At 66.1% G+C, this 13582-nt stretch carries 12 protein-coding genes; all 12 read right to left on the bottom strand.

Annotated features, from left to right (window positions below; genetic code table 11):
* Positions 1-27: 27 nt before the first annotated feature.
* The 12 genes from ECTOBSL9_RS08970 to leuS all read right to left on the bottom strand — a co-directional run bounded on the left by ECTOBSL9_RS08970 (position 28) and on the right by leuS (position 13388).
* The gene (locus tag ECTOBSL9_RS08970; RefSeq protein WP_063464756.1) at positions 28-375 is read right to left on the bottom strand and encodes a hypothetical protein; all 348 of its coding nucleotides are present in this window, start codon (positions 373-375) and stop codon (positions 28-30) included.
* Between the two features lie 44 nt (positions 376-419).
* Positions 420-1586 carry an AsmA-like C-terminal region-containing protein gene (locus ECTOBSL9_RS17525; protein WP_240481117.1) on the bottom strand — a complete coding sequence of 389 codons (1167 nt, stop codon included), beginning with the start codon at positions 1584-1586 and terminating at the stop codon, positions 420-422.
* The gene (locus ECTOBSL9_RS08965) at positions 1472-4219 is read right to left on the bottom strand and encodes a YhdP family protein (RefSeq protein ID WP_063464755.1); all 2748 of its coding nucleotides are present in this window, start codon (positions 4217-4219) and stop codon (positions 1472-1474) included. Before ECTOBSL9_RS08965 ends, ECTOBSL9_RS17525 begins: the two co-directional genes overlap by 115 nt.
* Before the next feature lie 188 nt (positions 4220-4407).
* Positions 4408-5886 carry a ribonuclease G gene (gene rng, locus ECTOBSL9_RS08960; RefSeq protein ID WP_025282169.1) on the bottom strand — a complete coding sequence of 493 codons (1479 nt, stop codon included), beginning with the start codon at positions 5884-5886 and terminating at the stop codon, positions 4408-4410.
* Between the two features lie 77 nt (positions 5887-5963).
* Complete coding sequence (locus tag ECTOBSL9_RS08955) at positions 5964-6512, bottom strand: nucleoside triphosphate pyrophosphatase (RefSeq protein WP_063464754.1); 549 nt, start codon at positions 6510-6512, stop codon at positions 5964-5966.
* Between the two features lie 13 nt (positions 6513-6525).
* Positions 6526-6996: a 23S rRNA (pseudouridine(1915)-N(3))-methyltransferase RlmH gene (rlmH, locus tag ECTOBSL9_RS08950; RefSeq protein ID WP_063464753.1), complete on the bottom strand. Its 471-nt coding sequence runs from the start codon at positions 6994-6996 to the stop codon at positions 6526-6528.
* A gap of 3 nt (positions 6997-6999) precedes the next feature.
* A complete protein-coding gene (gene rsfS, locus ECTOBSL9_RS08945; protein ID WP_063464752.1) occupies positions 7000-7386 on the bottom strand; it encodes a ribosome silencing factor in 387 nt (128 codons plus the stop codon).
* Positions 7387-7400: 14 nt separating this feature from the next.
* Positions 7401-8039, bottom strand: a complete 639-nt coding sequence (gene nadD / locus ECTOBSL9_RS08940; protein WP_063464751.1) for a nicotinate-nucleotide adenylyltransferase — start codon at positions 8037-8039, stop codon at positions 7401-7403.
* Positions 8040-8069: 30 nt separating this feature from the next.
* The gene (locus ECTOBSL9_RS08935) at positions 8070-9344 is read right to left on the bottom strand and encodes a glutamate-5-semialdehyde dehydrogenase (RefSeq protein WP_063464750.1); all 1275 of its coding nucleotides are present in this window, start codon (positions 9342-9344) and stop codon (positions 8070-8072) included.
* Positions 9344-10384 (bottom strand): DNA polymerase III subunit delta, encoded by a 1041-nt coding sequence (gene holA, locus ECTOBSL9_RS08930; protein WP_063464749.1) that lies wholly within the window; start codon positions 10382-10384, stop codon positions 9344-9346. Before holA ends, ECTOBSL9_RS08935 begins: the two co-directional genes overlap by 1 nt.
* Before the next feature lie 11 nt (positions 10385-10395).
* Positions 10396-10929: an LPS assembly lipoprotein LptE gene (lptE, locus tag ECTOBSL9_RS08925; RefSeq protein WP_240480945.1), complete on the bottom strand. Its 534-nt coding sequence runs from the start codon at positions 10927-10929 to the stop codon at positions 10396-10398.
* Positions 10930-10934: 5 nt separating this feature from the next.
* Complete coding sequence (gene leuS / locus ECTOBSL9_RS08920) at positions 10935-13388, bottom strand: leucine--tRNA ligase (RefSeq protein ID WP_063466102.1); 2454 nt, start codon at positions 13386-13388, stop codon at positions 10935-10937.
* Between the last annotated feature and the right edge of the window lie 194 nt (positions 13389-13582).

Here is a 13582-nt window from a genome sequence, read left to right as displayed (position 1 = left end):
AATCGTCACGTTGAATCCCTTGGATGGTCAGGGTGATGGATTGATGGTGAGTTCGATATGTGTTTCCAGGTCGTCCGTGGGCGCCTGCTGGATGTGCTCGGAGGGCACGCCCAGGGCAACCAGCCAGTCCTGCAGTTCCGCCACCCAGAGATGCCCCTGCTCACCCGAGGGGTGGCGCAGCACGATGTGACCGCCACGACTGGATTCGTAGCGCGACAGGGTACTGCGCAGCGCGGGCTCGGACACCAGGGACCCGGCATCGCGGGGACGGGACCAGGTGTCGGCACTCATGGAGTAGACGGGTTCGCCGGCCATGGCCAGCATGGGCGCGGCCATAAGGTACGGGAACAGCGCCCTGCGGAGGTTTGGCAACATGCCGGTACTATAGCAATACTCAGATGGAATTGACGAACACCCGCCTACTCCCCCCCTCGCGCCACCCCCTTCACGTGGGGGCTGGACCAGGAGCCGGTGACACGATATTCCACCCGGGCAGCCTCGTCGATGTACTCGCCCACGCCGGCCACCCGATCGAAGACGAACACTGCCAGGCCCGCCACCGGACCGCCCAGCAGGGCCCCCGCCAGAGGCAGGGTGCCACGCACGCTGGGAATCACGACGATGGTCTGATCGTAATCCCGCGCCACCAGTCCGGTCCGCCCCTGAATGCGGATGCGAGCGGCAGGGCCGTCGATGCGCAGATCCGGGGTGTGCACATTACCCTCGGACAGACGGAAGCTGCCGGTGAGTTCATCGAAGACAAAGCCCCGCTGGAAAAAGTCACGAAAGTCCAGGGCCAGGCGTCGCGGCAGCAGGTTGAGACTGAACAGGCCCAGCAGGCGTCCGGCACCCGGCTCCACCTCGACGAGGCGACCATCCCTGACCCTGAACTCGCCGGTTCCCTCCAGTGCCGCCAGATCGAAGCGTTGAGGGGCCTCGGGCCACTCCAGGCTGGCCTCCGCCCGGGCCCGGCCACCGCTGAAGGCGTGATCAAAGCCCAGGTCGGTGAGGCCAAGGCCCAGGTTGTCACTGTCCAGCTCCAGATCCAGCCGGGTGTGATGGGCCCCGTCATCATCCACGCTCCAGTGACCCTGCATCCGTCCCCGCAGCTGATCCCCCGCCGTGGCCGCCCGGCCCTCCCGGATCACCAGGCCCTCGTGGGTGGGCTCGGTCACCAGGGTCAGTGAGCGAAAACGCCGCCCGTCCGTCACCAGCGTGCCCAGGCGGATATCCAGCGGCGGCAAGCCGCGCGGGTCGATCTGGGCAGCCAGCGCCTGCCCTTCCTCGCCCGGGGTCAGTTGATCCAGATCCAGCAGGTCCAGGTCCACCACCAGGGGCGTTTCGTCGTCGGCCCCCGAAGGGATCAGCACCTGGCCCAGCACCAGCGGCGAGGCCAGTTGCAGGTCCCATTGGCCGGACTCCCGTCGGGCATGGATGCTCATGTCCTGGGTTTCGCGGCCACCAGCCAGCATCACCCCCCCCACCTGCAGGTCCACTTCATTGAGTGCCCCCCCGACCCCCTCCAGGGGGGCCGACTCCAGCTCCGAGGCCAGCGCCCACCAGTCATCCACGTCCACCCGATCCAGCTGGCCCACCACCCGGACTCCCGCGGTTGGCAACAGCGCAGCCCCGCGGCCAATGCGTAATTCCCCCGTGGTCCCGCCGGGTTGCTCACCGGGGGAGAAGACGGCCTGAATATCCCCCCAAGGCGTGCCTGGATGGGACCGGTGGCCTCCCCCAGGGGGATCTCCACTTCCAGAGGACGACTGGATGAACGGGGCTTGTCAAAGGGTGCCGGCAGGCTTGAGGTCACCCCCACCAGGTCCGAATCCAGTTCCAGTCTGGGCGCCCCACCCGCCGGCATGTGCAGCTGCGCCCGCCAGTGTGAGGCCCCCTCCAGCCGGGAACCCACGGCCTGGGGCATGGCCTCACCCAGCAGGGCATGAAGCGATTGCGTTCCCTCGGCCTGGGCCTGCAGTGCGCCGTCGGCGAAGCGATCCACCCTCAGGGTGACGGGGACGTCATTGAAACGCGCCGAAACGTCCCGGGCCTGGACGGTCTGTTCCGTGAAATTCACCTGCCCCTGGATCGCCTCCAGGGCCAGATCCTGCCCCGCCATGGACAGGCGATTGCCCTGGAGCGTGAGGACACCCTCCACCTGATCCGGACGATCCATGGCCTCGCGCCCCTGCAGTGGGATGTCCAGGCGCAGATCCAGCTGCCCCTGGCCATCCACCTGCACATCGGGCAACCAGTCCAGCCCGTCACCCAGCGGGCTTGCCGAGACATAACGAAGATAATCCGTGAGCCGACCCTGAACCCCGCCTTCGATTTCAAGGCGCGGACTCTGCAGGTCGTCGATCCGTACCTGGGCATCGGTCACCTGGGCATCGAACAAACGCCCCCGGGCTCCACGCACCTCCATGGCCTGATTCTCGAAGACCAGCTCTCCAAAGAGCGCTTCGATGCGCGGCCAGCCCTCCTGGTAGTCCAGGATGCCGTCCTCGATACGCGCCTGTACCTGGAACCGCCCCTCATCCTCCCGGAAGGGAAAGGCCGCGAAGGGCCCCCTGAACAGCATGCCACCGGAGACCACACGCCCATCCACCACGGCCTGGCTGACCCAGTCATGGGCCTCCTCGGGCATGATGCCTCGCGGCAGATAATGGGCGGTGCGGGCGCCGTTGCCTGCGCCAAACTCCACGACCAGATCCATGCCCGGCTGCTGGCCCAGGGTCACCCCGCCTCGGGCACGGGCCTGGATATCCTCGTTGGCCAGGAGCAGATCCGGAGTGCTCAGCACTACCCCTTCCGGGCCTTGTTTCCAGTGGATCGAGCCCCGGGCAGTCTCCGCCCACAGGGGTTGGTCGAACAGATCCGGCAGGGTCAATTCCAGTCCCTCGCTGTCTACCCAGAGCTCTCCCTCATCCCCTGTGAAGGCAAAGCCTCCTTCCAGCCCGCGCAAGCCGGGCACCGGGCCATGGGGAGATACCCCAAGCCCGCGAAAATGTCCGTGGGCGTGCAGGTTGGGGGGGGCGTCGTGGGGCAGGTGCAGATCCAGGTTCACCTGATGCACCGTGCCTCGGGGGGCCAGTGCGGATACGTATTCCCGCCAGGCCTTTTCCAGGACCGGTTGATGTGCCCACAAGGGAGCCATGTCGTCCAGGCGCAGGTAGTCGATGCGGCCCTGCAGTCGACGAGCCTCGTCGTCTTCCCGATATCGCAGATCGAATCCGCCTTCGGGCCAGGCCAGGCCCTGGCGCTCCAACTGGATGTCACTGCCCCGCAACTGCCAGCCGGCGCGCTCTCGCACCCACAACAGACGTCCAGCCACATGATCCAGGCCGGCAGGCAGGGCCTCGCCCCCCTCACCGGCTGCCAGTTCCAGTTCACGCCCCTCCAGCTCCATGTGAACCTGTTCCACCCGGCCCTGGTCCCAGGTGAGCCACAACCGGGCGCCCAGTCGGCCCGACTCCAGCCCCAGGCGTTGACTTGCCTCTCTGGGTAGCCCCTGGACGTGAAGATCCTGGGCCTGCAGGTAGGCCCGCCCCCGCCATTGATCCCGCTTTGGGGAAAGGCGCAGGTCCATGCCCACCTGGAGGGCATGCCCCAACTGGGCTGGCAGAAAGACATCGCCTGCCAGCCGCAGGCGATTTGCCTCCAGGGCCACGGCAAGATTCAGATCGTCGAACTGGTAGTCGATGCCCAGGGTACGATCCTCCCAGCGCAAGCGACTGTCCTTGAGGGTGAGGCGGCGCCCGGCCAGGAGTTCGGTGAGGTCTGCGGGCGCGGCTGCCGACGCATCCCTGTTCGCAGGTGCGGTACCCTGGACCTGCACGCGGCCGGATTCATCCCGCAGAACATGCACGTCGGCATCCCGCACCAGCAGCCGCCCGAAGGCAAGCTGGCCCCGCCAGAGGGTGACGGGCAGATTCACATCCAGCTGCAATCCACCCACTTCCAGCAGCGGTACCGGGTGATCAGGGTCCTGAACACGTACATCGGTGAGGCTGACCCGGGCGGAGGCCAGGCGCCAGCGGATATCCAGTTCCCCCACCGTCACCGGCTGGCCTGCCAGCTCGGAGAGCTCCGCCTCCAGGCGTGCCTCCAGCCCCGGCAAGCGGGGAACCACCAGCCGCAGCACGAGGATCAGCGCGGCCAGCAGGACGATGGCAGCGACGGCAACCCGGATGGCGATGGCAAGGATCCTGACTGACAAGTGATCTGCCCCGAGGTTAAAGTGAAAGAAGCAAGGTTCAGCTACAGACACTCCCTACTCCCCCTCGGGGGAGAAGGGCTGGGGATGAGGGAGTGGGTGGGGTAGGCTCTGTGCTGGCCCTCGCCCCTCACCCCAACCCCTCTCCCCCGGGGGAGAGGGGCTTGTTTAGTGAATCATGCGGTTTGACGTCAGAGCAACACCACGTCGAACTGCTCCTGGGTGTACAGGCTCTCCACCTGGAAGCGGATGGGGATGCCGATGAATTCCTGCAGTTGCGCCACGCTGGCGGATTCCTCGTCCAGCAACAGATCCACCACCGCCTGGGAAGCCAGCACCAGCAGTTCCCGGGCATCGAACTGCCGAGCCTCCCGCAGGATCTCGCGGAACATCTCGTAGCAGACGGTCTCGGCGGACTTTACATAGCCACGCCCGCTACAGGTGGGACAGGGTTCGCACAGTTGATGTTCCAGGCTCTCGCGGGTGCGCTTGCGGGTCATCTCCACCAGACCCAGGGGCGAGACGTCGCAGATCTGGCTCTTGGCGTAGTCCTTTTCCATGGCCTTTTCCAGGGAGCGAAGCACCTGGCGCTTGTGCTCATCCTGGGTCATGTCGATGAAATCGACAATGATGATGCCCCCCAGGTTGCGCAGCCGCAGTTGCCGGGCAATGGCCTGGGCCGCCTCCAGATTCGTCTTGAAGATGGTCTCTTCCAGGTTGCGGTGACCCACGAAGGCGCCGGTATTGATGTCGATGGTGGTCATGGCCTCGGTCTGATCAAAGATCAGATACCCACCGGACTTGAGCTCCACCTTGCGCTCCAGGGCCTTCTGGATCTCCTCTTCCACATTGTAGAGATCGAAGATGGGCCGCTCCCCAGGATAATGCTCGATACGATCCACCAGTTCAGGCACGTATTCCCGGGCGAACTCGCTCACCCGCTGCACGGTCTCCCGGGAGTCGATGCGGATCTTTTCCAGGTCCACCCCCACCATGTCCCGCAGGATGCGCAGGGTGAGCGGCAGGTCCGCGTACACCTCGGAACCGGCCTTGGCCGCCCGGGCCGATTGCTGGATGGTCTGCCAGAGTTTTTCCAGGAAGATCACATCGTTCTTCAGGGCCTCCACGGGGGCGGCTTCAGCCGCGGTGCGCACGATGAAACCATAGGAGGTCTGCACCTCTGCCTGCAGGGCCTCCAGGGTGGTCTTGAGCCGCGCCCGCTCGGTGTCCGCCTCGATGCGGGTGGAGATGCCGATGGTGGTATTGCCGGGCATGAGCACCAGATAGCGGGACGGCACGGTGATGTAGGTGGTCAGGCGGGCTCCCTTGGAGCCCAGGGGGTCCTTGATCACCTGCACCAGGATGTCCTGCCCCTCCCGCAGCAGCCGCTGGATGGGCTCGTTGCGTTCCGTCTCTTCCCGGGGCAACTCCTCGCGCTCCACTGGCGCCACGTCGGAGGCGTGCAGGAAGGCGGCCCGCTCCAGGCCGATATCCACAAAGGCGGCATCCATCCCGGGCAGGACACGGCTCACCCGACCCTTGTAGATGTTGCCCACCAGGCCGCGCCGTCGGGCGCGCTCCATGTTCAGCTCCATCAGCACGCCGTTTTCCACCAGGGCCACGCGGGTCTCCTGGGGGGTGACATTCATGAGAATTTCCGTACCCATCATTCTTCGGTGCCTTGTTTCTAGGTGTCTGGGCGCCCGGGGAGGCGAAGCCCGCTACACGATACAGGATGCCAAGGGTTTCAGTCCCCGGCCAGCAAGGCCCCGGTCTCGAACAGCGGCAGGCCCACCACGCCGCTGTAGCTGCCCTGGATATGTTCCACGAACAGGGCGGCCCGGCCCTGGATGCCGTAGGCACCCGCCTTGTCCACCGGCTCGCCACTGGCCCAGTAGTCCTCCCGCTCAGGCAACGACAGGGCCTTGAAGCGCACGCGGGTGGCACTGAGGGCCTCCCGAATCCGTTCCCCCTGAACCAGAGCCACGGCGGAGTAAACCGTGTGATCCCGCCCGGAAAGTCGGCCCAGCATGGCCAGGGCATGCTCCCGATCCCTGGGCTTGCCCAGGATGTCACCATCAATACTGACCACCGTGTCGGCCCCCAGCACTGGTTGGCCGGCGGCGTGGCGGGCACCGGCCAGGGCCTTGGCCCGGGCCATGCGCCGGGCGAATTCATCGGGCGCCTCCCCCGGGTGAGGGGTTTCGTCCACATCCACGGGGCGCACCTCATGGCAGACCCCGATCTGATCCAGCAGTTCACGGCGACGGGGCGAGGCGGAGGCAAGGATCAGCATGACGGATGAAGCTCTATTCGCGGTGATAGGGGTGCCCGCGCAGCAGAGACCAGGCCCGGTACAGCTGTTCGGCCAGGATCACCCTGACCAAGGGGTGCGGAAAGGTCAATGGCGACAGGGACCAGGTGAGATCGGCCCGCGCCCGGCAGGCTGGCGCAAGACCATCGGGGCCACCCACCAGCAGGCACACATCCCGACCCGACTGCATCCAGTCGTCCAGCTTGCCCGACAGGGTAGCCGTATCCAGGCCACGGCCGTGTTCATCCAGGGCCACCACCCAGGCATCCCGGGGCACGGCGGCCAGCAGGGCCTCGCCCTCCTGTTCACGCAGACGCTCCACCGGCATGTTGCGCCCCCGGCGCGGCGCGGCGATCTCGCGCAGTTCCAGACGGCATTCGGCGGGCAGGCGCTGGGCATAGGTCCGGTAGGCCTCGTTCACCCACCCGGGCATGCGGTTGCCGATGGCCAGCAGATGGATACGCACGGCCTAACGGCGCAGGCGACGCACGGCGGCCTCGGGGGAGTCCTCGTCGGGCTCGGGCTGGGCCTGCTCGTCGGTGAGCCAGAGTTTTTCCAGATTGTAGAAATCGCGCACCTGGGGAAGCATCACGTGCACCACCACATCGTTCAGGTCCACCAGCACCCACTCCGCATCCTGTTCGCCCTCCGAGCCCAGGGGCATGACACCGGCCTCCTTGGTCTTGAGCAGGACATTCTCGGCCAGGGACTTCACGTGGCGGTTGGAAGTGCCGGTGGCAATGACCATGATATCGGTGATGGAGGTCTTGCCGCGCACGTCGATCACCTTGAGGTCCTGGGCCTTCATGTCTTCCAGGGCATCGGTAACGATCTGCGTGAGTGTTTCTGTCTGCATCTTGAGTCTCTTGTTTAACGGGTGGCCGCGGGGCCGTAAAGGCCATGGTCGGCGATGTAATCCACCACCACCCTGGGGGTCAGGTACAGGGGGCTGAACCCCCGGGCAATCAGGCGACGAATGGCGGTGGCGGAAATATCCAGCTGGGTGACCGGCAGAAAGAACACCCTTCCTGCCGGTGTTCGGCGCAGGTCCCGGGGATCCTGGGTGCAATGATCTTCCATCCAGTCACCCAGGTCATGGGACGCGGGGCTTCCAGGGCGGTGGGAAACCACCACATGGGCGAGTCGGGTGATCTCCCGCCAGCGGTGCCAGGACGACAACCCGGCAAAGGCGTCCATGCCCAGCATCAGGCACAAGGGCACCTCCTGACCCAGCTCCGCCCGCAGGCTCTCCAGGGTGTCCACGCTGTAGGAGGGGCCTTCGCGCTGCAACTCCCTGGGGTCCATGACAAACCCTGGCTGCCCCTGCACGGCAAGCTCCACCATGGCCGCGCGATGCGCCACCGATACCGCCGGCTGGCGCCGGTGCGGCGGCAGACCACAGGGGATGAAGCGCACCTCATCCATGCCCAGGTGTTCCTGCACTTCCAGGGCCGGACGCAGGTGGCCGAAGTGGATGGGGTCGAAGGTGCCGCCCAGGATGCCGATCATGAGTTCAACGGGCGCCTCACCCCACCCTGATCAGCCGCGTACATGGCCATCCCCCAGGACGATGAACTTGAGGGTGGTGAGCCCCTCCAGACCCACCGGCCCGCGGGCATGCAATTTGTCGGTACTGATGCCGATCTCCGCGCCCAGGCCGTATTCAAAACCGTCGGCGAAGCGGGTGGAGGTATTGACCATCACGGAACTGGAGTCCACCTCGCGCAGGAAGCGTCGGGCCCGGGTGTAGTCCTCGGTGATGATGCTGTCGGTGTGCTGGGAGCCATGGGTGTTGATGTGTTCGATGGCCTCATCCAGGCCCGCCACCACCCGGATGGACAGCACCGGGGCCAGGTATTCGGTATCCCAGTCCGCATCCGTGGCCTGGGCGATATCCGGCAGGAAGGCGCGGGTACGTGGGCATCCGCGCAGTTCCACGCCCTTTTCATCGAACAGGGGCCTGAGGGCCTTGAGGGCGCGGGGGGCAATGCCCTCGGCCACCAGCAGGGTTTCCAGGGTGTTGCAGGTACCGTAGCGCTGGGTCTTGGCGTTCACGGTGACCCGCGTGGCCTTGTCCAGCTGGGCGTGGTCATCGATGTATACATGACAGATGCCGTCCAGGTGCTTGATCACCGGGATCAGGGATTCCTCGCTCACCCGGGCGATCAGGCCCTTGCCGCCCCGGGGCACGATCACATCCACGTGATCCTTCAGGCGCAGCAGGGCCCCCACGGCCGCCCGGTCGGTGGTGGCAATCACCTGCACCGCGTTCGCCGGCAGGCCAGCGGCGGCCAGGCCATCACGGATGCAGCCAGCCAGGGCCTGGTTGGAATGAATGGCCTCGGAGCCGCCCCGCAGGATGGCCGCGTTACCGGATTTGAGACACAGGCCGGCGGCGTCCACGGTGACGTTGGGCCGGGACTCGAAGATGATGCCGATCACCCCCAGGGGCACCCGCATGCGCCCCACCTGAATCCCGCTGGGGCGATAGTTCAGGTCGCTGATGGCCCCCACCGGATCCGGCAGTGCGGCGATCTGGCGCAGGCCTTCGGCCATGACACCCAGGCGCTCCGGGGTGAAGGCCAGGCGGTCCAGCATGGCGGCATCCAGGCCATTGCGCTCGCCAGCCTCCAGATCCTTGCGGTTCTCGGTCATGAGTTGATCGGCACGCTGCTCGATCAACTCCGCCATGGCCGTGAGCGCGGCGTTCTTGGCACCTGACTCGGCCCGCGCCAGTTCCCGGGAGGCAGCACGGGCCTGATGACCCATCTCCTGCATCATCTTGTGGATGTCATCGTTTGCTGTATCGGACACTACGGTGTTCCTGTCAGTGGGGAATGGTCCGGGACCACGCGGGTCCCCGCCAGATTCAGGGTCAAGTCTAACAACTCATCCCAGGGGTTGCCCGGATGACGGCCCTTGATGGCCCGGTCCACCCGGGCGCAGCTGGCCAGCAGGCGCCCAAGCCCCACGTCACCATGACGCCGCAACGCCTGACGCACGATGGGCTGACGACGCTGGGGGCGCACGCCGGTCAGGATCTGCTGGACCGGTTTGCCGGCCTCCACCTGCTCGGCCATGCGATGCAGGCTGCGAATTTCCCGGGCCAGGGCCCAGAGCACCAGCACCGCCTCGATGCCTTCATCCCTCAGGCCCTGGAGCACGCGCACGGCCCGGGCGGTTTCGCCTGCCAGGGCCGCATCCACCAGGTCGAAAACGCCGAAGCGGGCACTGTCGGCCACGGCGCTCAATACCGCATCCGCATCCACCGGCCCCGGGCCGCTCAGCAATACCAGCTTGTCGATCTCCTGGGCGGCGGCCAGCAGGTTGCCCTCCACCCGTTCCGCCAGCAGACGCAGCGCGTCGGCGGTGGGCTGCAGACCCTGCCGGCGCATCCGCCGCTGCATCCAGCCCTGGGTGCCGGCCAGATCCAGCGGCCACACCTGCACCAGCACACCCGCCGATTCCAGGGCCTTGCACCAGGCGGTCTTGCGGTCACTGGCGTCCAGTCGCCCGGCCTCGATCAGCAGTACCGTGTCCTCTGCCGGTCGCCGGGCGTAGGCCTGCAGCACCTTGCTGCCCGGGACGCCGGGTTTGCCCGAGGGCATGCGCAACTCAAGCAGGCGACGGCGGGCGAACAGGGACAGACTCTCGGCGGCGGCGGAGAGTTGTTCCCAGTCAAACCCCTTGTCCACGTTGAAGACCTCACGATCCTCCACGCCCTGGGCCCGGGCGGCGGCGCGCACGGCATCGGCCGCCTCCATCAACTGCAATGGCTCGTCACCGGAGAGCAGATAGATGGGCGCCAGGGCCTTTTCCAGGTGAGACTCCAGTTGCTCGGGACGAAGCTGCACGGGCCGCAGGCTCAGCGGGCGGCGCTTTGCAGGCGCAGCAGGATGAGTTGCACCGCGTCCCGGCGCATGGATTCGCGCAGCACCCGCTCCTGTTCCGAGCGCCCCAGCACCCCGGCGGGATCAAAGAGATAATCCCGCGTGAGGGTCAGGGTCTGGGTGGGGATCTCGAACTCCGACCCCAGGCCCTCCACCTGAAAGCCAATGGTGAGATAGACCTCGTATTCACTCACCCGTGCATCTCCACCCACAGACAGCGTGCGGCGCCCCGTATCCATCCGGGTGATGCGCAACAGGGCGTCGGCCTCGTCCCGATCCACCACCTGGACGCCGTTGGCCCGCAGGGACTGGGCCAGATCCCGCGCCAGTGCATCTTGCTCACTGATGCCGGAGATGGCCGTCCGGGCCATCTCCGGCGGCAGTTCTCCCGCCCCACGCAACTGAAATCCGCAGGCGACCAGGGTGAGACACACCAGCACCACCCCCAACCAGGCCAGACTGCGACCGCCGCCCGCAGGCAGGGTTGCTCGCGGGGCCCGGTGAGCCATAGGGGTCACTTGGCCACCACGTTGACCAGCTTGCCGGGCACGACGATCACCTTGGCCACGGACTTGCCCTCTGTGTGACGCTGCACGTTGTCATCAGCCAGGGCCATCTGCTCGATGGCGGCCCGATCAGCCCCGGTGGGTACGCGGATATGGCTGCGCAGTTTGCCGTTCACCTGCACCACCAGTTCCTGGGTGTCGCTCTGCAGGGCGGACTCATCCACCTGTGGCCAGGCGCAGTCCACCACGGCCTGATCGTGGCCCAGCTCCCGCCAGAGGCGATGGGTCACGTGGGGGATGATGGGCGAGAGCATGAGCACCACCGACTCCAGCACCTCCTGGGTGAGGGCACGGTCCTGGTCAGTGTCCCCGTCCAGGCGCCCCAGATCGTTCATCAACTCCATGCAGGCGGCGATGGCGGTGTTGAAGGTGTAGCGGCGGCCCACATCATCGCTCACCTTGCCGATGGTCTGGTGCAGCTTGCGGCGCAGATCCGCCTGGGCATCGTTCAGGCTGGCGGGATCCAGGGCCGGGGCCGGGCCCTGGCTGACGTGATCATGCACCTGCTTCCACAGCCGCTTGATGAAGCGGAAGGCACCCTCCACGCCGGAATCCGACCATTCCAGGGACAGCTCCGGGGGGGCGGCAAACATCATGAACAGACGCACGGTATCGGCGCCGTAGCGCTGGATCAGTTCCTGGGGATCCACGGTATTGCCCTTGGACTTGGACATCTTGGCGCCGTCCTTGAGCACCATGCCCTGGGTGAGCAGATTGGTGAACGGCTCATCCCCCGGGACCAGGCCCTCGTCGCGCATCAGCTTGTGGAAAAAACGGGCGTACAGCAGGTGCAGTACGGCATGCTCGATGCCCCCCACGTACTGATTGACGGGCAGCCAGTGACCGGCACGCTCGTCCATCATGGCGCCATCGTTATCCGGGCAGGTATAGCGGGCGTAATACCAGGAGGACTCGAAGAAGGTATCGAAGGTGTCCGTTTCCCGCTCCGCCTCGCCACCGCATTCCGGGCAGGTGGTCTTGTAGAATTCCGGCATTTTCTTGATGGGCGAACCCGTGCCATCGAACGCCACGTCCTCGGGCAGCACCACCGGCAACTGTGACTCGGGCACCGGTACGGCACCGCAACTGGGACAGCTGATGATGGGGATGGGGCAACCCCAGTAACGCTGACGGGATACGCCCCAGTCCCGCAGACGGTAATTCACCTGGCGGGTACCCAGGTCCCGTGACTCCAGATAGCCGGCAATGGCCCCGAAGGCCTGGGGGAAGTCCAGCCCATCGAACTCACCGGAGGCCATCAGTATGCCCTTGTCGGTGAAGGCCTCCTGCTCCAGATCCACATCTGCCGTCTCGTCCGCGGGGCGAATGACCTGACGGATGGGCAGCCCGTGGGCACGGGCAAATTCCCAGTCCCGCTGATCGTGGGCGGGCACGGACATGACGGCGCCGGTGCCGTATTCCATGAGCACGAAGTTGGCCACCCAGACAGGTACCGGCTCCCCGGTGATGGGGTGGCGCGCCTCGATGCCGGTGGCCACGCCCCGCTTCTCCAGGGTGGCCATGTCGGCCTCGGAGACGCTGTTGTGCCGGCATTCCTCGATGAAGGCGGCCACTTCCGGGCGCGTTTCTGCGGCCTGCCGGGCCAGGGGGTGATCGGCGGCCACGGCCATGTAGGTAACGCCCATCAGGGTGTCGGGACGGGTGGTGTATATCCTCAGCGGTTCACCGCCGTCCACCGGGAAGGCCACCTCCACGCCCTCGGAGCGGCCGATCCAGTTGCGCTGCATGGTGCGCACCTGCTCCGGCCACCCGGGCAGATTGTCCAGCCCATTGAGCAATTCCTCGGCATAGTCGGTGATGCGCAGGAACCATTGGGGGATCTCGCGACGTTCCACCTTGGCACCGGAGCGCCAGCCGCAGCCCTCGATGACCTGTTCGTTGGCCAGCACGGTCTGGTCCACCGGGTCCCAGTTGACCACGGCGGTCTTCTTGTAGACCAGCCCCTTTTTGAACAGCCGGGTGAACAGCCATTGCTCCCAGCGGTAGTACTCGGGCGTACAGGTGGCCAGCTCCCGGGACCAGTCATAGGCAAAACCCAGGCGCTGCAACTGGCCGCGCATGTAATCGATGTTCTCGTAGGTCCACTGGGCCGGGGGCACGCCATGCTTCATGGCGGCGTTCTCGGCGGGCAGACCGAAGGCGTCCCAGCCCATGGGCTGCAGCACGTTGCGGCCCTGCATGCGCTGGTAACGGGCAATCACATCGCCGATGGTGTAGTTGCGCACATGCCCCATGTGCAGCCGCCCACTGGGATAGGGAAACATGGACAGGCAGTAGAAGGTTTCCCGGGACGGGTCCTCCTGAGCGCGGAAGCAATCCTGCTCGGCCCACCAGGCCTGCGCTTCAGTCTCGACGGTCTCGGGTTGATACTGTTCTTGCATGGTCACACCGGCTGGGATCTGGATACGAGTTCGCGGGACGCAACGGGGCATGCCCAGTGCGGCATGGGACGGGCCCGGGACGTGCGGAAAGACCGAAAAGAATACCAGTGCGCGCGGCAGGGGAACAACTGATGGGGTCTTGAAGCCATGGACCCCGGGACAATGGGCGCGCGTAGCTGTCCAACGGAAGAGTT

The sequence above is a fragment of the Ectothiorhodospira sp. BSL-9 genome (assembly GCF_001632845.1).
Lineage (GTDB): Bacteria > Pseudomonadota > Gammaproteobacteria > Ectothiorhodospirales > Ectothiorhodospiraceae > Ectothiorhodospira.
This window is presented reverse-complemented; position numbering and strand designations above follow the sequence as displayed.